Source organism: Streptomyces sp. NPDC000404, from assembly GCF_040300365.1.
GTDB classification, from domain to species: Bacteria; Actinomycetota; Actinomycetes; order Streptomycetales; family Streptomycetaceae; genus Streptomyces; species Streptomyces ramulosus.
Map to the genome: position 1 here is coordinate 145,711 of NZ_JBEPDN010000012.1, position 22,220 is coordinate 167,930.

General features: G+C 74.4%; 21 protein-coding genes. 13 read left to right on the forward strand and 8 right to left on the reverse strand.

What is annotated here, in order from left to right; all coding sequences use genetic code 11:
- The first annotated feature begins 129 nt into the window (after positions 1–129).
- On the forward strand, positions 130–969 hold the full coding sequence (locus ABT345_RS23510; protein WP_345091119.1) for an endonuclease/exonuclease/phosphatase family protein: 840 nt from the start codon (positions 130–132) through the stop codon (positions 967–969).
- Positions 970–1,014: 45 nt separating this feature from the next.
- Here the strand turns inward: ABT345_RS23510 and ABT345_RS23515 are convergent, their stop codons facing one another.
- Positions 1,015–1,623 (reverse strand): helix-turn-helix domain-containing protein, encoded by a 609-nt coding sequence (locus ABT345_RS23515; RefSeq protein WP_345091122.1) that lies wholly within the window; start codon positions 1,621–1,623, stop codon positions 1,015–1,017.
- Positions 1,624–1,715: 92 nt separating this feature from the next.
- Between ABT345_RS23515 and ABT345_RS23520 the strand changes: the two genes are divergently transcribed.
- Both ABT345_RS23520 and ABT345_RS23525 read left to right on the forward strand, forming a co-directional pair.
- Positions 1,716–2,708, forward strand: coding sequence for an NAD(P)/FAD-dependent oxidoreductase (locus ABT345_RS23520; RefSeq protein ID WP_417833231.1), 993 nt, complete (start codon positions 1,716–1,718; stop codon positions 2,706–2,708).
- A gap of 68 nt (positions 2,709–2,776) precedes the next feature.
- Positions 2,777–3,127 carry a thioredoxin family protein gene (locus ABT345_RS23525; protein WP_345091125.1) on the forward strand — a complete coding sequence of 117 codons (351 nt, stop codon included), beginning with the start codon at positions 2,777–2,779 and terminating at the stop codon, positions 3,125–3,127.
- 195 nt (positions 3,128–3,322) lie between these two features.
- On the opposite strand, the gene ABT345_RS23530 is transcribed toward ABT345_RS23525, so the two are convergent.
- The 4 genes from ABT345_RS23530 to ABT345_RS23545 form a co-directional block, all read right to left on the reverse strand.
- Positions 3,323–4,030, reverse strand: coding sequence for a class I SAM-dependent methyltransferase (locus ABT345_RS23530; RefSeq protein ID WP_345091128.1), 708 nt, complete (start codon positions 4,028–4,030; stop codon positions 3,323–3,325).
- A gap of 443 nt (positions 4,031–4,473) precedes the next feature.
- Positions 4,474–4,965 (reverse strand): NUDIX hydrolase, encoded by a 492-nt coding sequence (locus ABT345_RS23535; protein WP_345091131.1) that lies wholly within the window; start codon positions 4,963–4,965, stop codon positions 4,474–4,476.
- Positions 4,966–5,052: 87 nt separating this feature from the next.
- On the reverse strand, positions 5,053–5,658 hold the full coding sequence (locus ABT345_RS23540; protein ID WP_345091134.1) for a hypothetical protein: 606 nt from the start codon (positions 5,656–5,658) through the stop codon (positions 5,053–5,055).
- A gap of 90 nt (positions 5,659–5,748) precedes the next feature.
- The gene (locus tag ABT345_RS23545) at positions 5,749–6,546 is read right to left on the reverse strand and encodes a glutamate racemase (protein WP_345091137.1); all 798 of its coding nucleotides are present in this window, start codon (positions 6,544–6,546) and stop codon (positions 5,749–5,751) included.
- Positions 6,547–6,684: 138 nt separating this feature from the next.
- On the opposite strand from ABT345_RS23545, the gene ABT345_RS23550 reads away from it, so the two are divergent.
- A complete protein-coding gene (locus ABT345_RS23550; RefSeq protein WP_345092186.1) occupies positions 6,685–7,833 on the forward strand; it encodes a glycosyltransferase in 1,149 nt (382 codons plus the stop codon).
- Positions 7,834–7,848: 15 nt separating this feature from the next.
- On the opposite strand, the gene ABT345_RS23555 is transcribed toward ABT345_RS23550, so the two are convergent.
- Positions 7,849–9,240, reverse strand: a complete 1,392-nt coding sequence (locus ABT345_RS23555; protein WP_345091140.1) for a TerD family protein — start codon at positions 9,238–9,240, stop codon at positions 7,849–7,851.
- A gap of 287 nt (positions 9,241–9,527) precedes the next feature.
- Here ABT345_RS23555 and ABT345_RS23560 point away from each other — a divergent pair, with 287 nt between their 5' ends.
- The 4 genes from ABT345_RS23560 to ABT345_RS23575 all read left to right on the forward strand — a co-directional run bounded on the left by ABT345_RS23560 (position 9,528) and on the right by ABT345_RS23575 (position 14,347).
- Positions 9,528–9,971 carry a DUF6643 family protein gene (locus tag ABT345_RS23560; RefSeq protein ID WP_345091143.1) on the forward strand — a complete coding sequence of 148 codons (444 nt, stop codon included), beginning with the start codon at positions 9,528–9,530 and terminating at the stop codon, positions 9,969–9,971.
- A 66-nt stretch (positions 9,972–10,037) separates the two neighbouring features.
- Positions 10,038–10,862 (forward strand): MOSC domain-containing protein, encoded by an 825-nt coding sequence (locus ABT345_RS23565; protein WP_345091146.1) that lies wholly within the window; start codon positions 10,038–10,040, stop codon positions 10,860–10,862.
- 207 nt (positions 10,863–11,069) lie between these two features.
- Entirely contained in the window at positions 11,070–11,675 is a 606-nt protein-coding gene (locus tag ABT345_RS23570) for an Rv1733c family protein (RefSeq protein WP_345091149.1), read from the forward strand.
- Between the two features lie 230 nt (positions 11,676–11,905).
- Positions 11,906–14,347 carry a right-handed parallel beta-helix repeat-containing protein gene (locus tag ABT345_RS23575; RefSeq protein ID WP_345091152.1) on the forward strand — a complete coding sequence of 814 codons (2,442 nt, stop codon included), beginning with the start codon at positions 11,906–11,908 and terminating at the stop codon, positions 14,345–14,347.
- Here the strand turns inward: ABT345_RS23575 and ABT345_RS23580 are convergent.
- Positions 14,317–16,773: a hypothetical protein gene (locus tag ABT345_RS23580; protein ID WP_386459702.1), complete on the reverse strand. Its 2,457-nt coding sequence runs from the start codon at positions 16,771–16,773 to the stop codon at positions 14,317–14,319. The genes ABT345_RS23575 and ABT345_RS23580 overlap by 31 nt on opposite strands.
- A 401-nt stretch (positions 16,774–17,174) precedes the next feature.
- Here ABT345_RS23580 and ABT345_RS23585 point away from each other — a divergent pair, with 401 nt between their 5' ends.
- On the forward strand, positions 17,175–18,026 hold the full coding sequence (locus tag ABT345_RS23585; RefSeq protein ID WP_345091155.1) for a DeoR/GlpR family DNA-binding transcription regulator: 852 nt from the start codon (positions 17,175–17,177) through the stop codon (positions 18,024–18,026).
- A gap of 280 nt (positions 18,027–18,306) precedes the next feature.
- Positions 18,307–18,789, forward strand: coding sequence for an SRPBCC family protein (locus tag ABT345_RS23590; RefSeq protein WP_345091158.1), 483 nt, complete (start codon positions 18,307–18,309; stop codon positions 18,787–18,789).
- 38 nt (positions 18,790–18,827) lie between these two features.
- On the opposite strand, the gene ABT345_RS23595 is transcribed toward ABT345_RS23590, so the two are convergent.
- Positions 18,828–20,003, reverse strand: a complete 1,176-nt coding sequence (locus tag ABT345_RS23595) for a PLP-dependent cysteine synthase family protein (RefSeq protein ID WP_345091161.1) — start codon at positions 20,001–20,003, stop codon at positions 18,828–18,830.
- 240 nt (positions 20,004–20,243) lie between these two features.
- Between ABT345_RS23595 and ABT345_RS23600 the strand changes: the two genes are divergently transcribed.
- The 3 genes from ABT345_RS23600 to ABT345_RS23610 all read left to right on the forward strand — a co-directional run bounded on the left by ABT345_RS23600 (position 20,244) and on the right by ABT345_RS23610 (position 22,197).
- Positions 20,244–20,531: a hypothetical protein gene (locus tag ABT345_RS23600; protein WP_345091164.1), complete on the forward strand. Its 288-nt coding sequence runs from the start codon at positions 20,244–20,246 to the stop codon at positions 20,529–20,531.
- Positions 20,532–20,896: 365 nt separating this feature from the next.
- The gene (locus ABT345_RS23605; protein ID WP_345091166.1) at positions 20,897–21,403 is read left to right on the forward strand and encodes an ATP-binding protein; all 507 of its coding nucleotides are present in this window, start codon (positions 20,897–20,899) and stop codon (positions 21,401–21,403) included.
- Between the two features lie 143 nt (positions 21,404–21,546).
- Entirely contained in the window at positions 21,547–22,197 is a 651-nt protein-coding gene (locus tag ABT345_RS23610; RefSeq protein ID WP_345091169.1) for a TetR/AcrR family transcriptional regulator, read from the forward strand.
- The last annotated feature ends 23 nt before the right edge of the window (positions 22,198–22,220 follow it).

The following is a 22,220-nucleotide window of genomic DNA, read 5'->3' on the forward strand; positions in this document are numbered from 1 at the left end:
ATTCGTCATTTCGGCATGCGGGCGGGGCGGGCGGCGGTATCGGCCATCCGCCCGCGCCGTCCGAGGTCAGCGGGGACGGCGCGGGTGGCGCCATGGCGCGATCCCGGCCGGAGGGGAAGGGTGGCGGTCATGCGCGTGCTGACATGGAACCTGTGGTGGCGCTTCGGCCCCTGGGAGCGGCGGCAGGAGGCCGTCCTCGCGGTGCTGGACGCGCTCCGGCCCGATGTCGTCGGCCTTCAGGAGGTGTGGGCCCGCGGCGGGGAGAACCTCGCGGGACGGCTCGCCGACCGCCTGGGCATGCACTGGACCTGGGCGCCGTTCCGCGCCCCGCAGCGGTGGCAGCGGCGGATCGGGGACCCGGCGGTCGACATCGGCAACGCCGTCCTGAGCCGCTGGCCCCTCGTGGAGCACGCCACGGTGGAGCTGCCGCCCCGCCCCGGCGACGACGACGGCCGCCCGGCCCTCTACGCCCGCATCGACGCCCCCGGGCACCGGGTGCCGTTCTTCACCACCCACCTGACCTCGGCGCTCGACGCCTCCGCGGTCCGCTGCAGGCAGGTCGAGGCGCTCGCCGCCTTCGTCGCCGCCCACCGCGGCGGGACCGACTTCCCGCCGGTGATCACCGGCGACTTCAACGCCTGGCCCGACTCCGACGAGGTCCGCAGGTTCGGCGGCTACAAGACGGCCCCGGCCGTCCCCGGCCAGGTCTTCCTCGACGCCTGGGAGTACGCGGACCCGGACCGGCCGTCGGCCACCTGGAACGCGGCCAACCCGCACGTCGCGGCGCGCGGCGAGCCGAGCGTCCGCGTCGACTACATCCACGTGGGCCCGCCGGGCCCCGGCGGACTCGGCTCGGTCGGCGCGGTCCGGCGCATCGGCGATCACCCCGTCGGCGGCGTCTGGCCGTCCGATCACGCCGGGGTCCTGGCCGACCTGCGGGGGCCGTCGGCGCCGCCGCTTCCCTCCTGACGGCGATCCCGGCGGCGATCCCGGCGGCCGGCCTTCATTCCGGACCTAATCGGCGGAAGGACGCCGCTCCGCCCGGGAGCCGGGCCTGGCCCGTACGTGCATGCGCTCTCCCTGCGGGCCGAACAGATTGAGGATCTCCACGGGCGAGTCCCCCACGGGGCCGAACCAGTGCGGCAGACGGGTGTCGAACTCGGCCGCCTCGCCCGGCCCCATGACCAGGTCGTGGTCGGCCAGGATGAGCCGCAGCCGCCCGGACAGCACGTACAGCCACTCGTACCCCTCGTGCGTGACCGGCTCGGGACGGTTCTGATCGGCGGGGATGATCGACTTCCAGGCCTGCATGCCCCCGGCCCGGTCCGACAGCGGGATCACCGTGCGGCCCTTGTGGTTCCGGGGTCTGACGCGGATCCGCGGATCCCCGACCTCGGGCGCCCCGACCAGTTCGTCCAGGGGGACCTGGTGGGCCTGTGCGAGGGGCAGCAGCAGTTCCAGGCTCGGGCGGCGCTGCCCCGACTCCAGCCGCGACAGGGTGCTCTTGGAGATGCCGGTGACCTCGGCCAACGCCGACAGGCTCACGCCGCGCCGGGTACGGATGCTCCGGAGGCGGGGGCCGACCTCGGCCAGCGCGGCGGCGATCGGTGCGTGCTCGTCCATGCCCCCATTCGACCTCCGTTTCCCAGAAATGGCAACGAACATTGCCATTTCCGAGCCTGGCTCGCACTCTCGCGGCAGGAGGTTGATCCGACATGAACGAACCGATGAACGACCAGCACACCCCGCGCGCCAAGGCCCGCGGCAGCGCCTTCGACGACGTCCACGACGTGGTGGTGATCGGCGCCGGAGCGGCCGGTCTGAACGCCGCCCTGCTCCTGGGCCGCGCACGCCGCAAGGTCGCGGTGATCGACGCCGGAGCGCCGCGCAACGCGCCCGCCGCGCACCTGCACGGCTTCCTGTCCCGCGAGGGGATGTCGCCGGCGACCCTGCTCGACCTCGGGCGCGCCGAGATCGACCGCTACGGCGTCCAGATCATCCAGGGGCTGGTGGAGGAGATCCACCACGGCTACTTCGTCCGCCTGGCGGGCGGGGTGGTGCTCAAGGCGCGCCGGATCCTGGTCGCCACCGGGCTGCGCGACGAACTGCCCGACATCCCCGGCGTACGCGAGCGGTGGGGCAAGGACCTGCTGCACTGCCCCTACTGCCACGCCTACGAAGTCCGTGACCAGCCCCTGGCCGTCCTCAGCACCCACCCCGGGGCCGTCCACCACGCCCTGATCCTGCGGCAGTGGAGCGACGACGTCGTCCTCTTCCCGCACACCCTGAGCCTGACCGCGCAGGACCGGGAGCAGCTGGCGGCGTACGGCGTGCGCATCGCCGAGGGCGAGATCAAGCAGCTCGTCGTCGACGACGACCGGCTGCGGGGCATCGAGCTGGCCGACGGCCGCGTCGTCCCCCGCGCCGCCGCCTTCGTCTTCCCCCGCCCGGTGCCGCACGACGATCTGCTGACCCAACTGGGCTGCGAGAAGGACGCCAACGGCTGGGTCGTCACCGACCGCACCGGCCTCACCAGCGTCTCCGGCGTCTGGGCCGCCGGCAATGTCGTCGACCACCACGCCCAGGTCGTCACCGCCGCCGGCATGGGGTCCGCCGCCGCCTTCGCCCTCGATCTCGACCTGCTGAACGAGGACATCGACCGCGCCGTGGAACACCACCGCCGCGCGGCCGCCGACGCCGACCGGTAACCCGCGGCAGGACGCCGCTCCGCCGCACTCCCCCACCCCCGTCCCGACGCAAGACAAGGAACCCGCACATGCCCGCACTCTTCTCCCGCCCGGTCGACGCCGTCACCGAGCAGACGTTCCCCGAACGTGTCCTCCGGTCGCAGCGGCCCGTCCTGGTCCAGTTCTGGGCCACCTGGTGCCGCCCGTGCCGGATGGTCACCCCGCACGTGGAACAGCTGGCCGCCGAGCGGTCCCCCGGTCTCGACGTCGTCAAGGCCGACCTGGACGAGGAGCCCGGACTGGCCATGGAGCTCGGCATCACGTCCGTTCCCGCCTTCGTCGTCTTCTCCGGCGGCCGCCCCGTGGGCTCATGGGTCGGCGCCGCACCCAAGAAGGCCCTGGAAAGAAAGCTCGACTCGATACTGCAGGCCACGAAGTAGAACCCGCCTGCCGTGCGCCCCGCACCGGGCGGGCTCCCCCGGCACCGTGTCCGCCGCATCCTTCGGGCGCGGCGGACTCGGTGCCCACGAAGGCGGGAAGGCGGGCAGCGGCCCGGCGGTGCCGTGCTCCGCCGGGCCGGCCGCACGAGCGCCTGCGCAAAACCCGTGGAAGCAACGCCCGGGGAGCCGGCCCCGCTACGCCCCCGGCCGCCGCGCGCACAGCAGGAGAGCGGCGGGCTCCTCACCGGCGTCGCCCGCCACCGGTCCGACAGGGGCGAAGGTCACGTCGGCGAAGCCGCCGGCCCGCAGGGCCTGTTCCAGCGCCGCTCGGCTCCAGCGGTACACCGCAAGCCGGACCGGGGGCGTGGTGTGGATCGTCAGGGTGCACACATCGCCGTCGTGGACCGGCGTGGGGCGCTGTATCGAGAGGGCATCGCGCACCACACCGGACGGCAGGTCGGCGTTGCCCACGACGGTGACCAGGCGCCCACCGGATGCGAGATGGGCGAACAGGCTCCCGCACATCCGGTGCAGGGTCTCCCGGGAGTCCGCGTAGTGCAGGACGCTGATCGCCGTGACCACGCCGAAAGCACCGACCACGTCCATGGCGGAAAGGTCGGCCCGCCGGTAGGCGACACCGAGCGGCTCCCGTTCCTCAAGCGCCTGGGCCGCGGCCACCATCCCCGCGCTCGAATCCACCCCGAGCACCTCCGCCGCACCGCGCCGGCGCAGCAGCCGGCTGTAGGCGCCGGTTCCGCATCCGGCGTCCAGCACGGTGACGCCGTCGAGAGAGCCCACGGCGTCCAGCACGGCCGGGATCTGCTCGTGCTCCCGGTAGGGTCCGAGCGCCCGCTCGATCTCGACGATCCGAGAAGCGACACCGTCATACTGCGTAGTGGACATTTCACCCTCACGGATAGACACGTCACCGGCAGCCGGGACACCCTCCGCCCATGTCCGGACGGCTACAGGTCCTGAGCCCACACGGCGGGCCGGCGCTGCCGCGCCCCCGCCGCTCCCCGTGGACGTGGCCGGCTCCCGCGCCCCACGTCCGACCGGTGGAAAACCGGTCCGCCCTCTTCCCGACGCTAAATCCCTGCGACGGGAGCCGCATTCGCACAGCCCGGGAGCGATTTCACCGCGAGGCTTCAGCGGGCTCCGGCTCCGGCTCCGGCTCCGGCTCCGGCTCCGGCGGGAGTGATCCCCTCGCGGGGCAGTGCCGCCGCACGCCCGGGGACAGCAATCCCGGCGAGGAGGACCGGAGCACCGGCCGTCCCCCTACGCGAGCGGGACGCGGCCCGTACCGGCTTCCGGTTCTCCCCCTCGTGCCCGGACCTGTGCCTTCCCTACGACAACGCCGGCACCCCGTCCTTCCCCTCGAACCACGCCTCCCCCTCCTCCGCGGCCCGCCGGATGCGGGTCAGGGCGAACTCCTCCAGCTCCGGGAGCGCGTCCAGGGCGAACCACGCCACGTCCAGCGACTCGTCGTCGTTGACCCGCGCCTCGCCGCCGACCGCCCGGCAGCGCAGCGTGGTGTCCATGAACTGGCAGATGTCGCCGTTCGGATAGGTCAGCGGGGGCAGTGCCTCGACGAGGACGACGCGCTCGGGGACGACCCGGACCGCCGTCTCCTCGAAGACCTCGCGGACCGCGACCGCGGCCGGCTGCTCACCGGGCTCGGCGATGCCGCCGATCACCGACCAGCCGCCGGTGTCCGCACGGCGGCCCAGCAGCACCCGGCCGTCGTCGTCGAAGACCACGGCGGTCACCCCGGGCAGCCACAGCAGCCGGTGTCCGATGGTGGCACGCAGGTCACGAATGAAGTCGGGGGTTGCCATGCCTGCACTGTAGAGGAACGGGCCGCTCCCCCTTTTCGTTCTCCGTGGGCCCGGCGCCACGCCCCCCGAAGACCGGGAAGACACCCCCTAGGACGTCGCCGTAGGGGCCGGGATGCGGCTGCGGATGCAGCGGGCCGCGCCCTCGGCGTCGTCCACGGTGACCGTGAACGTCCGGCCGTCGCGGAGGGTGAGGACGATCGCCTCGCCGCGGCGCACCACGATGGCCATGCCCTGTTCGGGACGCCAGCGGTAGCCCCAGCCGCCCCAGTGGCACGGCGTGACCCGGGGAGCCGTCTCGACGCCGACGACCTCGGCGAGCGGCACGCGGCGGCGCGGCACGCCGATGTGCCCGCAGCGCACCTCCAGCGACTCCTGGTCCACCCGTACCTCGACATGGACGAAGGCGAGCGTGCCGAAGACCACCAGCAGCCCCGCCGCGACACAGCCGACCACCGCCATGACCAGCGGAATCGGCGAGGACGTCCACCGGCTGTCGACAGCCAGCTGCACGCCCAGCGCCAGGCACGCCACGCCGACCGCGGCCAGCAGCCACTGGATGCGGTTGGTGGCGCTGCCCTGCCAGACCTCGGGGATCTGCGCATGCGCGCCGGAGAGGTGGGCGTCGTCGCCGGAGCCGGCGGGGCGGGGGTGCGCGTCGGGGGCGGCTGCCCCGTCGTGGGGGTGGTCCCTCATGCCACGCAGCGTACGCGCCTTCCCGCCCGTGAGCAGCGTGTCGCCCGCCACGTCGGCGGGGCCGGGCGGACGGCCCGCGCGGCGGTGCGGTCAGCCGCGCCCGGCGGTCGCGGCGGCGCCGGGGGCCAGCAGCCGGCCCTCGGCGTAGGCGAGCGCGAGGGGCGGCAACGCGCCGGGGCGGCCGCTCTCGATCATGTGCAGGCCGCCGGTCGGCGCGGCGTCCGGCGCGGGCTCGGCACCGATCCGCCGCAGCGCCTGGGCGGCGACCGCGTCGGCCGAGCCGTACAGCGTAAGGGCGGGCGCGCCGGGCTGCTGGAGGGCGTCGCGGATGGCGTCGGCGACCAGCTCGTAGTGGGTGCAGCCGAGGACGACGGCCCGGACGTCGTGCGGGGTGCGCGCGGCGGCGGCCGCGACCGCGGTGGCGATCGCCTGCTCGTCGGCCGCCTCGACGGCGTCGGCGAGACCGGGGCAGGGTACGCCGGTGACGTCCACGCCCGCGGCGAACCGCTCGATCAGCCCGCGCTGGTACGGGCTGCCGGTGGTGGCCGGCGTCGCCCAGATGGCGACCGGGCCGCCACCGGCCGCGGCGGGCTTGACCGCCGGGACGGTGCCGATGACCGGGATGCCGGGCTCCAGCTCGGCACGGAGCGCCGGGAGGGCGTGTACGGAGGCGGTGTTGCAGGCGACGATCAGCGCGTCCGGACGGTGCGCGGCGGCGGCGCGGGCACAGGCGAGCGCGTGCGCGGTGACATCGTCGGGGGTACGCGGACCCCAGGGCATGCCGTCGGGGTCGGTGGAGAGGACGAGATCGGCGTCCGGCCGGAGCCGGCGCACCGCGGCGGCCGCGGGAAGCAGGCCGGTACCGGAGTCCATCAGCGCGATCTTCACCCGGGCACCCTACTCGGCGGGTGCCCGACTTGTCATACCGGACCGGGCGCCCCGGGCGGGCGCGCCGCCGCCCCGCCGGGCGCCCGGAACACCCCGCCACCGCGCCCGCCGTGCGGCAGACTGCGGCCCGTGGGAGCGATGGAGTGGATCGGTGCCGGGTCGCTGGCGGCCTGGGCGTGGCTGCTGCTGGGCCGGGGCTTCTTCTGGCGCACCGACGTCCGGCTGCCCGCCCGTGGCGAACCGGAGCGGTGGCCGTCGGTGGCCGTGGTGGTGCCCGCGCGGGACGAGGCGGCGGTGCTCCCGGTGAGCCTGCCCTCGCTGCTGGCGCAGAAGTACCCGGGCCGCGCCGAGGTCTTCCTCGTCGACGACGGCAGCACGGACGGCACCGGCGCACTGGCCCGCGCGCTCGCCGCCGAGCGGGACGGACTGCCCCTGACCGTCGTCTCCCCCGGCCCGCCGGAGCCGGGCTGGACCGGCAAGCTCTGGGCCGTACGCCACGGGATCGCGCTGGCGCGGGAGCGGACGGACCCGGAGTATCTGCTGCTGACCGATGCCGACATCGCCCACGATCCGGACGGCCTGCGGGAGTTGGTGGCGGCGGCGCGGTCGGCGCGGCTGGACCTGGTGTCGCAGATGGCCCGGCTGCGGGTCGCCACGTTCTGGGAGCGGCTGATCGTCCCGGCGTTCGTGTACTTCTTCGCGCAGCTCTACCCGTTCCGGTGGGTGAACCGGCCGGGCGCCCGGACCGCGGCGGCGGCCGGCGGCTGCGTCCTGCTCCGCACGGAGGCGGCCGAACGGGCGGGCGTCCCGGAGTCCGTCCGGGGCGCGGTGATCGACGACGTGTCGCTGGCCCGGGCGGTCAAGTCGGCCGGCGGGCGGATCTGGCTGGGGCTGGCGGAGCGGGTGGACAGCGTCCGGCCGTACCCGCGGCTGGCCGAGCTGTGGCAGATGGTCGCCCGCAGCGCCTACGCCCAGCTGCGCCACCGGCCGCTGCTGCTCCTCGGCACGGTGCTGGGGCTCGCGCTGGTGTATCTGGCGCCGCCCGCCGCGCTGCTGGCGGGAGCGGCGGCGGGCAGCGCCGTGGCGGCGGGGTGCGGGGGCGCGGCGTGGGCGGTGATGTGCGGGACGTTCCTGCCGATGGTGCGGTACTACCGCCAGCCGTGGTGGACGGCGCCGCTGCTGCCGTTCACCGCCCTGCTGTACCTGTTGATGACGGTGGACTCGGCGGTGCGGCACCACCGGGGCCGCGGGGCGGCGTGGAAGGGCCGGACGTACGGCGCGCCGTGAGGGCCGCGCCGCCGGTCACTTCCTGGCGGGCGACCACGTCAGACCCCAGCCGTACGCCTGGTCGACGGTGCGCTGCGGGCTGACGCCGGGCTCCGGGACGAGGTAGCGGGCCTCGCGGTGGACGACCAGCTCGCCGCCGGTGTTGGTGATCAGGGCGAGGGCGCAGACCGTCGAGGGGACGGTGCAGGCGTCGAGGGTGAACTCGACGGGCGCGCCGTGCTGCGGCTGGAGGGTGACGGACGCGGTCAGCCCCTCGAAGCTGCGGGCACCGGCGTAGACGGTGACGAAGAGCAGGATGCGGCGGATGCTGCGCTGGTGGTCGAGGTTGACGGTGAGGTTCTCGCCGGTCGCGACGGCACCGGTGCGGTCGTCGCCGTCGAGCTGGATGTAGGGCGGGGCGTGCAGCGCGCCGAAGCTGTTGCCGAGCGGATGGACCACTCCGGCGCTGCCGTCGGTGAGTTCGTACAGGGCGCACAGGTCGAGATCGAGGTCGCCGCCCGGCGGCAGCAGCGCACCGCGCGCGCCGAGCGCCTCCATGGCCTTGCGCCCGAGCTTCTTGCCGAACCGCTTGGCGGCCCCGGCGCCCGTCCAGTTGAGGTTGACCCGCATCGCCCCGCCGGTGCCGCCCTGCTTGGTGAGCGAGACGGACGGCGCCTCCTTCGTCAGCGTGACCTTGGTGAGGCTGACGGGAGCGGGCGCCGCGGAGGGCGGGGGCGGGCCCACGGGTGCGGCGGGCGCGGGCGTCGCACCCGGATACGCGCCGCCCGGTGCCGCGCCGTAGGGGCCGCCCGGCGCGGGGCTCGCGGGCGGCGGAGGCGCCGGGGTCGGCGGAGGCGGCGCGGGCAGCGGGGGCGCCGGGGCGACCGCAGGCTGCGGCTCCGGCTCCGCCTCGACGCTGATGCCGAAGTCGGTGGCGAGGCCCGCGAGGCCGGTGGCGTAGCCCTGACCCACGGCGCGGAACTTCCACCCGCCCTGGCGGCGGTACAGCTCGCCGAGGACGAAGGCGGTCTCGGTGGTGGCGTCGGCGCTGTCGAAGCGGGCCAGTTCGGCGCCGCCCGCCGCGTCCCGCACCCGGATGTACAGGCCGGGCACCTGTCCGAAGGCACCACCGTCGGCGGAGGCGGCGAGCACCACCGTGTCCACCGCGCCGTCGACGGCCGCGAGGTCGACGGCGAGGGTGTCGGTCCGCGCGTCGCCGGAGCCGCTCCTGCCCTCGTACCGGACGGCGCCCGAGGCGTGGACCGGCTGGTTGTAGAAGACGAAGTCGCCGTCGTCGCGCACCCGTCCGGAGACCAGCAGGAGGGCGGAGGCGTCGACCTCCGGCACCCCCGGTGCGGCGCGCCAGCCCAACTCGACCCGCACGGCCCTCGCCGCCACCGGAACGTTCCCGCCCTTGAGCATCGCCATCTCGGCACCCTTCTCGCGCTTCCCGCGCCCCACCGACCTCACGGAACACTTCCGTCCCGCCAGTCGCCCCGTCAGCCACGGCTGTTCCCAACCTACTTGGCCGGAACGAGGTGTGAACGTCCCCTGTTCACTTGCGAGAAGCGAGGTCTTTACGCATTTTCTACGGGCGATCTCAACCGATTTTCACCATTTAACTACCATTACGGGCAGGAGGTCACCACCGCCCCGTGAAACAACCGGCTATCCAGGCTCCCCAATCGGCACATCGTGGGCTTAACTTAAGAGGTATGACCTCCCCCCGCTCTACCTACGGCGGCGGCTACTACGCTTCGCCGTCCTTCCCGGACACCCCGATCTACGACAGCCTCGTCGCCGAACGCGGGACGCCGCAGATCGCCCCGATCCGGGTCAACCCGGCACCGTACGACACCGGCTCGTCGTACCTTCCCGCGCTCCCGGCGGCGCTGCCCGCCGCCCCGTCGCATCCGTCGCCCGGACCGGGTCACCCCGGCGTCGCGGCGCCGGTCGCCCCGCTCCAGCACACGCCCGCGCCGTACATCCCGCAGCAGGCGGTCACCCGCGGCCACCCGGCCGCCCCGCAGCCGCCGCGCCCGCCCATGGGCACCGGCTACGAGGCGATGCGCCCGGCCGCCCCCGTCGCCCCGGCCCCGCAGCGCCCGTCGCCGTACGACGACCCGTACGGCCGCTCGTACCAGCCCCGGGGCTACTGACCCGGAGCGGGGGTACGGGACCGGCCTCCCGGGTCGGCTGTCGGTGGTGGCTGGCAGGATGGGGACATGCCCGAGCCAGTTCTGCGTGACATCCATCTGTACCCGGTCAAGTCCCTTGCGGGGGCCGGTCCCGGCGAAGCGGTCGTCGAGCCGTGGGGGCTCGCCGGGGACCGGCGCTGGATGCTGGTCGACGCCGAGCGCCGGCTGGTGACCCAGCGGCCGCACCCGAAGCTGGCCCTGGCCGCCGCCGAGGGCCTGCCGGGCGGCGGCGTGCATCTCACCGCGCCCGGGATGGAGCCGCTGAGCGTCGAGGTCCCGGAGCCCGGCCGGACGGTCACGGTCGGGGTCTGGCGGGACGAGGTCGAAGCGGTACCGGCCGGCTCCGCCGCCGCCGCGTGGTTCAGCCGGTATCTGGCGACGCCGGTGGAGCTGGTGCACCTCGACGCGCCCGCCGAGCGGCGCCCCGTCGATCCGCGGTACTCCCGGCCGGGCGACACCGTCTCCTTCGCCGACGGCTATCCGCTGCTGCTCACCACCACCGCGTCCCTGGACGCCCTCAACTCCCTCATCGCCCAGGGCGATCACGCCGACGAGGGCCCGCTGCCGATGGACCGCTTCCGGCCCAACGCGGTCGTCGACGGCACCGCCCCGTGGGCCGAGGACACCTGGCGCACGGTGCGGATCGGCGCCGTGGTCTTCGACGTCGCCAAGCCCAGCAGCCGGTGCGTCGTCACCACCACCGACCAGCGCACCGCCGAGCGGGGCAAGGAGCCGCTGCGCACCCTGGCCCGCCACCACCGCATCGCCGAACGCCCGGTCTTCGGCCAGAACCTCATCCCGCGGAACACCGGCACCATCCGCGTCGGCGACCCCTTCGAGATACTCGGCTGACGACCTCGGGCCGGGCATCGCGCGGCCGTACGGCGACCGCGGGGCGCTCCGGTCCGAAGGGCCGCGCGGCGGGGCGCGCCCGCGCACGGTGCGGCCCCCGGCGCCCGGTCGGGCCGCGGGGATGAGCCGGAACGCCGGTCGCGGTGGGCCGAAGCCGCGCACGAGCGGCGTCGAATGGGGTATTCAAGGAGTCGGAGAGGGGGCCCGGTGAAGCCAGTGAAACCCGGTCTGCGTGCGCGGTGGTGCAATCCGCTGCGCCGCCGTACCGACCACGTCGAGTCCTTGCTGACCGTGCTCGCCGTGCTGCTGATCGCCCTGGGAGCGCCGCTGGCGGGGGTGGCTACGGGCGGTGCGGTGCACGACACCCTGCTGGCGACGGTGCGCGCCCAGGCCGCCCACCGCCATCTGGTGTGGGCCACCGTCGACCGCCTCGCCACCCGCACCCCGATGGACCCGGACCCGGAGACGTCCTCGCGGCGCGACTCCCATCTGCAGGTCATCGCCCGGTGGACGGCATGGGACGGCAGCCCGCGCACGGGACGGATCGGCGCGCCCCGGCCCGTCGAGCCGGGCGACCGCTTCCGGATCTGGACCGACGACCGCGGTCTGGTCATCCCGCGCCCGATGGACGAGTCCACCGCCGCCACCCATGCGACGCTGGCCGGGCTCGGCGTCGCCGCCTGCGTCGGCGGGCTGATCGAGGGCGCCCGGCGGCTGGCCGTGCGGCAGCTGATGGTGCGCCGCTACCGCCGGTGGGACGAGGCCTGGGAGCGCGCGGGGCAGACCTGGGGCCGCGCGGACGCCGGAAACTGACCGCTGCGGTGCCTCGCGGCGCACGCCGCGGACGTCTGCGCCGGGCCCGTGCGTCCGTGCGTCCCCATGTCCGGCAGGCGCTCTCCGACCACGTCAACTACCGCCCGCCGGGCGCGCTACGGTGGTGCAGCCAGCCACTCGGCTGGGGCCCGGGCACCCGTATGCGGACATCAGCGGACGGAACCTGCCGGGCCGTCAACAGCCGCACGAGGTGGGGGCACGACAGCACCATGGCACAGGGCTCGGTCCAGGTGACGCACTCCGGAACATCCCGCTGGCGACGCCGCACGGGCGAGTACAGCTCGCTCTCCGCAGCGCTGGAGGCCGCGGGGGACGGTGATGTGCTGACCGTGCCGGCGGGGACGTACCGCGAGAATCTGGTGTTGCAGCGCGCGGTGACGCTGCGCGGCCCGGACGGGGCGCGCGGCTCGGTGCGAATAGTTCCGGCCGACGGCGTCGCGCTGACGGTACGGGCGTCCGCGACCGTCCACGATCTGCACCTGGAGGCGGCGGATTCGGCGTCGCCCGCCGTGCTGGTGGAGGACTGCGCGCCGGAGCTGGTGGGGCTGCGGGTGGTGACCCGTTCCGCGGCCGGCGTCGAGGTGCGCGGCGGGGCCCGGCCGACGGTGCGCAGGTGCACGGTGGACAACGCCGGGGGCGTCGGCATCAGCGTGCTGGACGGCGCGGGCGGCGTCTTCGAGGAGTGCGAGGTGGTGGCCGCCGGGCAGGCCGGGGTCGCGGTGCGCTGCGGCGCCCATCCGCGGCTGGAGAGCTGCCGGATCCACCACGCCTCCGGCGCCGGTCTGTCGCTGCACGGTGAGGGCAGCGCCCTGGAGGCGGTCGGCTGCGAGATCTACGAGATCAAGGGCACCGGGGTGCAGGTCGCCTCGCGCGCGACCGGGCACCTGACGGACTGCACCGTCCACCGCACCTCGGCCGACGGCGTCACCCTCGACACCGACGCGGTGCTCACCCTCGCCGACTGCGACATCCACGACATCCCGGAGAACGCCGTCGATCTGCGCTCCCGCTCCGTCCTCACCCTGACCCGCTCCACGGTGCGCCACTTCGGACGCAACGGCCTGTCGGTGTGGGACCCGGGCACCCGGGTGGACGCCAACCAGTGCGAGATCCACGACAGTACGGGCGACTACCCCGCGGTGTGGGTGAGCGACGGCGCGACGGCCGTGCTGGACGCCACCCGGGTGCACGACGTGCCCGATGCGCTGTTCGTCCTCGACCGCGGCTCGCGCGCCGATGTCGTCGACTGCGATCTCTCGCAGGTGCGCAACACCGCGGTGTCGGTCAGTGACGGCGCGACGGTGCAGCTGGACGACTGCCGGATCCGGGAGGCGGCGACGGGCGCGTGGTTCCGCGACCACGGCAGCGGCGGCACCCTCGCCAACTGCGTCATCGAGGGTGCGCAGACCGGCGTCATCGTCACCAAGGGCGCCGACCCCACTGTCGAGGGCTGCACGGTCGGTTCGCCCACCGAGGCCGGTTTCTACGTCTCGGCCGAGGGCCGCGGCACCTTCCAGAGCTGCCGGGTGACCGGCAGCTCCGGCTTCGGCTTCCACATCATCGACGGCTGCCGGACGACGCTGACCCGCTGCCGTACGGAGCGGTGCGCCCGCGGTGGCTACGAGTTCGCCGACGGGGCGTCCGGCGACGGCACCGGCGGCCCGACCGTCACGGACTGCACCAGCGACGAGAGCCGCACCGCGACGCCCGCGCCGTCCACCGGGGCGGCACCGGCGGTGCAGCAGGCGGCGCAGACCACCGGGCTGCTCGGCGGGGTTCCGGCGCAGGCCACCGCGCGCCCGGAGGCGACGCCCGCGGCGGCCGGGCCCGAGGCGCCGCGGCGGCCGTCCGAGGAGGTGCTCGGCGAACTCGACACCCTGGTGGGGCTGGAGAGCGTCAAGCACGAGGTCCGCAGCCTGATCAACATGATCGAGGTGGGGCGCAGGCGGCAGCAGGCCGGCCTGAAGGCCGCGTCCGCCCGCCGTCATCTGGTCTTCACCGGCTCCCCCGGCACGGGCAAGACGACCGTCGCGCGGCTCTACGGGGAGATCCTGGCCTCCTTGGGGGTGCTGGAGCGCGGGCATCTGGTCGAGGTGTCGCGGGTGGATCTGGTGGGCGAGCACATAGGCTCGACCGCGATCCGCACCCAGGAGGCGTTCGACCGGGCGCGCGGCGGGGTGCTGTTCATCGACGAGGCGTACGCCCTCTCGCCCGAGGACTCGGGCCGGGACTTCGGGCGGGAGGCCATCGACACGCTGGTGAAGCTGATGGAGGACCACCGGGACGCCGTGGTGGTGATCGTCGCCGGCTACACGGCCGAGATGGAGCGCTTCATGGCCGTCAACCCCGGGGTGGCCTCCCGCTTCTCGCGGACCATCACCTTCGGCGACTACGGCGCGGAGGAGCTGCTGCGGATCGTCGAGCAGCAGGGCGAGGAGCACGAGTACCGGCTGGGCGAGGGGGCCGACGAGGCGCTGCTGAAGTACTTCACGGCGCTGCCGAAGGGCCCGTCGTTCGGCAACGGCCGTACGGCGCGGCAGACGTTCGAGGCGATGGTCGAGCGGCACGCGGGCCGGGTCGCGCAGCTCACCGACCCGAGCACCGACGACCTCGCTCTGCTCTACCCCGAGGATCTTCCCGAACTTCCCTGAGCCGTACGGGAATCACCGCCCGTCTCCGGGGCGCCGGACCGCTCCGGCTCTCCGGAGGCGGGCGTCGTCGTGGCGCGCTGTCCCGGCAGGGCCGTGCCGAGGCGGGCGAGGAGGTCGCCGCGGACGCGGTCGAAGACGGGATCGGCCTGGTAGTCGCCGTGGCCGAGGATCTGGGCGGGCAGCGGGTGCTGGAGGGTGCGGCCCAGGGTCAGCGGGTCGCGCAGCGGTCCCTCGTCGATCCGTCGGCCCTCCTCGGTGGTGAGGCGGATCGGGCCGCCGATGGGGTCGGTGAAGCGCCAGAGGTTGCGCCAGTCGTCCATCTCGCGGTGCAGCCCGGTCAGGAACGGGGGGCCGAAGAAGGCGGGGAACCAGCGGCCGTACAGGCGCTCCAGCGGGGATCCGTAGGTGAGCAGGGCGACGCGGCTGCGGGTGACGAGGTCGAGCTGCCAGACGGCTGCCGCGGCCAGCACGCTGCCCTGGGAGTGGCCCGAGATCACCAGCCGTCCGTCGAACCGCTCGGTCCAGGTGGCCATCCGCCAGGTGAGGTCGGGGACGGCACGCTCGGCGTAGCAGGGCGGCGCGAAGGGGTGGGCGGCGCGCGGCCAGAAGGTGCCCACGTCCCAGAGGATGCCGATGGTGCGGCGGGCGGAGCGGTCGCGGTAGGCCCGCCGTCCGGTGGCGAGCAGGAGTATCACCCCGGCGCCCATCAGCCAGGAGCCGAGGGCGGACGCGGTCTCGGCGGCGGCGTGCACGGCGGGCGGGGCGCCTTCGGTGGCGGGGCCGGGCGCGCGGCCGGTGCACCAGGCGCCGAGGACGGCACCGGCGCCCAGGAGGAGGGTGACGGCGGCGGTTGCGGCGACCAGGACGGGCGCGGAGTCGGTGAGCCCGGCGCGGGCGATGGTTCCGGCGATCTTCCCGGTGAGCCAGGCGTCGGGCTTCTCCCGGTCGTCGTAGAGCCCGGGGACGTCGGTGGCGACGCGGCGGCGGACGGCGCCCACCCGCAGGGCGGCGAGCAGGACGACGGCGACCACGACGAGCAGCAGCACGGGAAGGACCGACGCCTGCCAGGAGAGCAGCACCGGCGGCCCGGCCATGGCCGCTCCGGTGTCGCCCGGGGTGGCGTCGCCGTCGATCCAGTCGGCGAACCGCTGGGCCGCTCCCCCGGACAGCACGCCGCCCACCGCGCAGGCGAGCAGGGCGACGGCGGGGCCGCCCATGCCGTTCAGCGCGACGCGGGCGTCGTCGCGGGAGGCGCGGTGCAACGCCCGGGCGGTGAGCACCAGGGCGAGGACCAGGGCGCCCTGCAGGACGGTGAGGACGCCGAAGCCGGCGACTCCGGGCAGCGCACCCGAGGTGGTGGCCATGGGGCGCTGCCATGCGGCGTACACGGCGGTCAGGGCGAAGGCGGCGAGGGCGGCGTAGGGCAGGGCGCGGACGACGGCGCCGTCCCGGGTGTCGTCGGGCTCCGCCTCGCTGCGGGCGGTGCGTCCGACGACGGCGAGGGTGGTCGCGGCGAGCAACGCGAGCAGCACGGCGAGGGCGTCACCGCTGACGGTGAGCGCGGCTCCGGCGCCGCTCCGGGCATCGGTGGTGCGGACGGCCCAGAGCACGGCGGCGGCGGTGGTCAGCACGCCCGCGGTGGTGTGGGCGGTGCGCAGCCGGGCCACGACGCGGCGGCCGTACCAGAAGCCGTCGAGGCTGAGGGCGGTGCGCTCGTCGGGCGGGGTGTTGCGGGAGGTGCCGGGGCGGCGGGGCGGCGGGGACGCCGATTCGTAGGCGCTCCAGGTGCGGTGTGAGAGCCAGGTCAGAAGGGCGATGACGAGGAGGGGCAGGGCGGCGGCGAGGACCAGCCGGCGGCCGGGCAGGCTCCACCAGCCGCCCTGGGCCGGGCTGACGAACCCCATCCAGGATCGGCCGGCGACGCAGGAGGCGGTCCCGGCGCACTGCCAGGCGGTGAGGTCGAGGGCGACCTCGCAGGCGGCGGCCGTCAGCAGGACGGTGAGGCTGAGGGCGAGGGCGCGGACGAGGACGTCGTAGACGCGCTGGGCGGGGTGGCCGGGCGGGCCCGCGGGGCGCATCCAGTGGGCGAGGTTGGCGACCATGAAGGGCACCAGGATGAGCCAGAGGGCGCGGGCGCCGTTGCCGGAGGTGAGGTTGGACCAGCAGTACGCCTCGCGCACCGGGATGTCGCGGTAGTCCTCGGGGCGCTGCTCCGCGTCGGCGTCCTCGCTGCGGCGGTGGCAGGCCGCGGTGTCGTCGCCGGTGATCAACGTGGTGCGTGGCTCGTTGAGCATGGCCTGCGGTGTGGTGCCGCCGACGCCGTGCACCAGCAGTTCCAGGGCGAGTTGCGGTGGTCGGTCGGTGGTGTCGGTGGCGTCCGGTGTGCGCGGCGGTTGCGCGTGTGGTGTCGTGTCCGCGGTCTCCACTGTGTCCCCCGTAGTCCGAGCGGCGCCGGCGGCGCCAGGTCCTCACACAAGGATCACCTTTCCCCGCCGCGGAGTTGCACTCCCCTGCCGAAAGAGCGCCCTTCGCCCGATAAATACCCCCGTGGCCCCAGGGAGGCCCGGTTCGGGGCCTCCGCTCGCCTGCGGCCCCGGCCCGCCACGCCTCCCTCGCCGCACCGCGCGGCGGCCCGGTTCGTCCGTCCGCGGCAGGCGCGACGGCCCCCTCGGCCCTCCTTCCGCGTTCCGCCACGCCGCCCGAGGCGGGTGCCGGTGTGCGTCCGACGGCGTTGTCGGTGGCTCGTGCGAGGATGAGGAAAACGATCGGGACGGGCGGCGGAGCGCAGATGGCGCGCCGGTGAGCCGGGCGGAAGGGACGGGCCGGGGTGAGTGACAACCAGAATCTGCTGGCCGAGCAGCGGCGGGCCCTGATCCTCGAAGAGGTCAGGCGGCGCGGCGGGGCGCGGGTCAATGAGCTCACCCGCAGACTCAGCGTCTCGGACATGACGGTCCGCCGCGATCTGGATGCGCTGGCCCGGCAGGGCATGCTGGAGAAGGTGCACGGCGGCGCGGTTCCGGTCGGCGAGCCCAGTGCGCACGAGCCGGGTTTCGAGGCGAAGTCGGCGCTGGAGCTGAGCGCCAAGGAGGACATCGCGGTGGCGGCGGCGCAGATGGCCGCCCCGGGCAGCGCCATCGCGCTGGCCGGCGGCACCACCGCCTATGCGCTGGCCCAGCAGTTGGTGGACGTGCCGGATCTGACGGTGGTGACCAACTCCGTGCGGGTCGCCGATGTCTTCTACACCGCGCAGCGGGCGACGGCGAGCGGCGGCGCGGGCCCGCGTGCCGGTGCGGCCACCGTGGTGCTGACGGGCGGGGTGCGCACCCCTTCGGACACCCTGGTCGGGCCGGTCGCCGATGCCGCGATCCGCTCCCTCCACTTCGATCTGCTCTTCCTGGGGGTGCACGGCATATCGGTGAAGGCGGGACTGTCCACGCCCAACCTCGCGGAGGCGGAGACCAACCGGCACTTCATGCGCTCGGCGCGGCGGGTCGTGGTGGTCGCCGACCACACCAAGTGGGGCACGGTGGCGCTGAGTTCGTTCGCGACGCTGGAGCAGGTCGATGTGGTGGTGACCGATGCCGGTCTGGCCCCTGAGGCACGGGAGCGGTTCGCGGAGCTGCCCCCGGAGCTGGTGGTGGCGGGCGAGCCGTGGCAGGAGTCCGCGGGAGAAGGGTGACGACCCGGTCCGCCCGCGCACGACACCGGACGCGTCGGGCAGCGGACATCAACCGGCAGCAACCGGCGGCAATCGACGGCCAGTTGACGTGCCAACGGGAGGCACCACCGGACCGCCCGTCCGGCGTGGCCCGAGGTGCGGCTTTCCAGCGGCGCGATATCGCAGACATCTGCGGCCGGGGCCTCTAGGATCCGCGACGCCGGCCCATCCGGGCCGGGGTTTCGCGGGCGTCCCGTGGCGTCCGCGCTGCCGGTCCGCTCCGCCCGTTGGGGGTTGCTCCATGCGTCGGCTCCGCCCCGTAGAACTGGACTTCGCCCGGTCCGCGCCGCTGCGGCTGGTCTTCTCCGCACGGCTCGATGCGCCGCCGCCGGCGGTGTACGCGGCGCTGGCGGAGGACACCGGCGGGTGGGCGCGCTGGTTCACCGGGGTCGCGCGGGCCGTGCCGACGGATGGCGGCGCGGGCCGGGAGGTGCGGCTGACGGGCGGCACCCGGTTCCTGGAAACGGTGCTGGCCGCGCAGCCGGAGGCGCGGTACACCTACCGCGTGGACCGCACCAACGCCCCGGGGCTGCGGGCCCTGTTGGAGGATTGGCAGCTCACCCCGGACGGCGACGGCACCCGGCTGCGGTGGACGTTCGCCGCCGACGGTCCGGGGCCGCTGCGCCTCGCCCTGCTGCTGGCTCGGCCGGGGCTGGGCCGGGCCTTCCGGGTGTCGGCCCGGGTGCTCGACCGCCGGCTCGCCCGGGCGAACAGCGGCAGCTGACCGCGCCGGGCGGAACCGGCCCGGTCGGCCGCCCGTGCTCAGTCGGGCCAGACGCCGGCGCTCAGGAAGGTGTCGAGGGTGCGGGCGTACGGCGTGATGTCCAGGCCCTGGGCGGCCAGCCAGTCGTCCGAGTAGTACTTGTCGAGGTAGCGGTCGCCCGGGTCGCAGAGCAGGGTGACGACGGAGCCGGTCCGCCCGGCGGCGTGCATCTCGCCGACGATCCGCAGGGCGCTCCACAGTCCGGTACCGGTCGAGCCGCCCGCCTTGCGGCCGATGGCCGCTTCCAGGGCGCGCACCGCGGCCATGCTGGCGGCGTCGGGGACCTTCATCATCCGGTCGATCGCGCCGGGCACGAAGCTCGGTTCCATCCGGGGACGGCCGACGCCCTCAATCCGGGAGGGGGTCGTGCAGTGCGCCGTGGCGTCGCCGGTGAGCCAGCCGTCGAAGAAGCAGGAGTTCTCCGGGTCGGGGACGCAGATGCGGGTGTCGTACTGCATGTAGTGGACGTAGCGGGCGATGGTCGCGGAGGTGCCGCCGGTGCCCGCGGTCGCGACGATCCAGGCCGGTTCCGGATAGCGCTCCAGGCGCAGCTGCTCGTAGATCGACTCGGCGATGTTGTTGTTGCCGCGCCAGTCCGTCGCCCGTTCGGCGTAGGTGAACTGGTCCATGTAGTGGCCGCCGGACTCCGCCGCGAGCCGCGCGGAGACCTCGTAGACGGTGCGCGGGTCCTGTACGAGGTGGCAGGTGCCGCCGTGGAATTCGATCAGCCGGGTCTTCTCCCGGCTGGTGGTCGCCGGCATCACCGCGATGAACGGCACGCCGATCAGCGAGGCGAAGTACGCCTCGGAGACGGCGGTGGAACCGCTGGAGGCTTCGATGACGGGCTTGCCGGGGCGGATCCAGCCGTTGCACAGCCCGTAGAGGAAGAGGGAGCGGGCGAGGCGGTGCTTGAGGCTGCCGGTGGGGTGGGTCGACTCGTCCTTGAGGTAGAGGTCGATGCCCCACTCCTCGGGGAGCGGGAAGCGCAGCAGATGGGTGTCGGCGGTGCGGTTGGCGTCCGCCTGGACCTTGCGGACGGCTTCCTTGAGCCAGCTGCGGTAGTCCGGATCGGTGCGGTCGACGTCGACGGTCGGCGTCGGGGCGTGGACGGCCGTCCGCGGTGCGCCGTCGGCGCCGGCGCGGTGCGGGGTGTGCGGCTGCTGTGCGGTGCTCACGGGAGCGCTCCTCAAGGGTTGCGAGCCCCTGCGAAGAGGCGGGCCGAATTCGACTATAACCACCTCGCGCACGCTTCTCACCTGCATAAACGTGCCTTTGAGGGGCCCCAAGGAGGGCCTGGGTGGCGGGTGTTCGCACCGACCGGCCCCGAGGGCACTGGTGTCCGGCGCGAAGGCCGTGCACACTGCCCCCATAGGGGGCGGTGAGGGGCACCTGCCCATGGCGAGGAGGTGGCGGGCATGGCCGAGCCCGAGTTCAATGCGACGGGCGTGCACATCGAGCGATCACTGCGGTCCCTGACCCGGGCCGGGCAGGTGGTGATCCGGGACGGCAGGCTCGCGCTGCTGACGAGTTACGGCAAGGAGATCGACAGCGCGCCACTCCGTGCGGTCCAGGTGCACAAGCCCCTGTTCGCCGCCCGCGACCGGGCGTTGGCCCGCCTGAACGGCAACCGCTACTCCCTGACCCTGGGCGCGCCCGACCGCTTCCTCGACGCGGTACAGGCGGCCCACACCCCGCGCGCCTGACACCGCGGGCGACCGGTTTCTCCGTTACAGGTCCGCCACCGGCCGGGCCGTCCGCACCGCCTGCCCGAGGCGGAGCGGAGCCTTCGCTCAGCCGCTGCGCCGTTCGGGGGACGGCGGGCGGTGGCGCGTACGGAAATCCCGGATGCCGTGCCCGGAGGGGGCGTACGGCGCTTTCCGCGCTCCGGGGTGCGCACGGACGGCGGTGGCGCGGCAGGGCTGCGGTTGCGGGAGCGCCACTGCGGGCCGACCCTGGACCTGTATCACTGAGGGTTCACCGGCGATGACGCTGCGGTGTACGGCGGACGTTGCCGGTTTCGGTCTTCGCCCCGCCCTGCGGGACGCCCGGCCTCGTCAGGAGTCGCGTCGTGATCAGGCAGCCCAGCAGACACTGCACGGTGGAACTCCAGGCCCGCCCGGCCCGTATCGGACAGGTGCGCCGGGTCATCTCGGCCCAACTGCGCTACTGGCACCTCGATCCGCTGATCGACCCGGCCACGCTCGGCCTCACCGAACTCCTCGCGAATGTGCACCGGCACGCCCGCCCCAGCAAGCAGTGCACCGTCCAACTCTGCGTTCTGATAGACCATTTGACGGTCTCCGTGCACGATCACGATCCGCACCTGCCGCAACTGCGGGCCGCCGGGACCTGGGAGACCTGCGGCCGTGGCCTGGCCCTGATCGCCGCGCTCAGTGAGAGCTGGGGGGTGCGCCCGGAAGGCGCCGGAAAGGTGGTGTGGTTCACCCTGCCCGCGCTCTCCCTGGCACCCCGGGAGCCGGTGGCCGGTCCACCTCCCTGGACCGGTGCCCCATGGGAACACACCTGGACAGCAGCCGGCCCACGCACCCGGATACGGGGCGCGGGGGTCGGCTGAACGGTTTCCGGCCTGCGAGGGCGGCTCCTCGGCGGCCGGAAACCGGCGTCAGCCTGCGCACCGGTACCCACAGCGGCGCCACCCACCTCGTCCGTCGCCACGCTCCTTGCCTTCTGTAACTACTGGTATGTACATTCGCGTCCATGACGAATTCCGGCAGCAGCACCGGCCGCGGCTCCGCCTCCGCCCGCGAACGGCTCGTGCGCAGCACCCAGGAACTGCTGTGGGAGCGCGGCTACGTGGGCACCAGCCCGAAGGCCATCCTGGAGCGTGCCGGAGTCGGACAGGGCAGCATGTACCACCACTTCGACGGCAAGGCCGCCCTGGCGCTGGCCGCCATCGAGCGCAGCGCCGAGGAGCTGTGGGCGTCGGCCGACGCCTGCCTTTCGGGCCCCGGTACGGCCTACGACAAGGTCGCCGCCTATCTGCTGCGCGAGCGGCAGGTGCTGCGCGGGTGCCCGATCGGCCGGATGACACACGACCGCGACGTGGCGTGCAGCGCCGAACTGCGCCGCCCGCTGGACGCCCTCTTCGACCGGCTGCGCACCCGGATCGCCGAGGTGATCACCGAGGGCGTACGGGCCGGTGAACTGGCCGCCGGGACCGACCCGTCGGCCCTCGCGGCGACCGTCGCGGCCACCGTCCAGGGCGGCTACGTCCTGGCCCGCGCCGCGGATGACCCGGCCCCCTTCGACGCCGCCGTCCAGGGCCTGCTCTCCCTCCTCTCCGCGCAGGTCGTCACAGGTCGGCCGGCTCCCTCGACCGGCCCCGCCGGGCGCCGGTCCGTCCGCTGACATCGCCCCTCACCTCGCCCCGG

What these genes read in the sequence shown, in the direction of transcription:
- ABT345_RS23510 (WP_345091119.1), top strand. Translation starts at nt 130, where the DNA reads ATGCGCGTGCTGACATGGAACCTGTGGTGGCGCTTCGGCCCCTGGGAG.
- ABT345_RS23515 (WP_345091122.1), bottom strand. Translation starts at nt 1,623, where the DNA reads ATGGACGAGCACGCACCGATCGCCGCCGCGCTGGCCGAGGTCGGCCCC.
- ABT345_RS23520 (WP_417833231.1), top strand. Translation starts at nt 1,716, where the DNA reads ATGAACGAACCGATGAACGACCAGCACACCCCGCGCGCCAAGGCCCGC.
- ABT345_RS23525 (WP_345091125.1), top strand. Translation starts at nt 2,777, where the DNA reads ATGCCCGCACTCTTCTCCCGCCCGGTCGACGCCGTCACCGAGCAGACG.
- ABT345_RS23530 (WP_345091128.1), bottom strand. Translation starts at nt 4,030, where the DNA reads ATGTCCACTACGCAGTATGACGGTGTCGCTTCTCGGATCGTCGAGATC.
- ABT345_RS23535 (WP_345091131.1), bottom strand. Translation starts at nt 4,965, where the DNA reads ATGGCAACCCCCGACTTCATTCGTGACCTGCGTGCCACCATCGGACAC.
- ABT345_RS23540 (WP_345091134.1), bottom strand. Translation starts at nt 5,658, where the DNA reads ATGAGGGACCACCCCCACGACGGGGCAGCCGCCCCCGACGCGCACCCC.
- ABT345_RS23550 (WP_345092186.1), top strand. Translation starts at nt 6,685, where the DNA reads ATGGAGTGGATCGGTGCCGGGTCGCTGGCGGCCTGGGCGTGGCTGCTG.
- ABT345_RS23555 (WP_345091140.1), bottom strand. Translation starts at nt 9,240, where the DNA reads ATGGCGATGCTCAAGGGCGGGAACGTTCCGGTGGCGGCGAGGGCCGTG.
- ABT345_RS23560 (WP_345091143.1), top strand. Translation starts at nt 9,528, where the DNA reads ATGACCTCCCCCCGCTCTACCTACGGCGGCGGCTACTACGCTTCGCCG.
- ABT345_RS23565 (WP_345091146.1), top strand. Translation starts at nt 10,038, where the DNA reads ATGCCCGAGCCAGTTCTGCGTGACATCCATCTGTACCCGGTCAAGTCC.
- ABT345_RS23575 (WP_345091152.1), top strand. Translation starts at nt 11,906, where the DNA reads ATGGCACAGGGCTCGGTCCAGGTGACGCACTCCGGAACATCCCGCTGG.
- ABT345_RS23590 (WP_345091158.1), top strand. Translation starts at nt 18,307, where the DNA reads ATGCGTCGGCTCCGCCCCGTAGAACTGGACTTCGCCCGGTCCGCGCCG.
- ABT345_RS23600 (WP_345091164.1), top strand. Translation starts at nt 20,244, where the DNA reads ATGGCCGAGCCCGAGTTCAATGCGACGGGCGTGCACATCGAGCGATCA.
- ABT345_RS23610 (WP_345091169.1), top strand. Translation starts at nt 21,547, where the DNA reads ATGACGAATTCCGGCAGCAGCACCGGCCGCGGCTCCGCCTCCGCCCGC.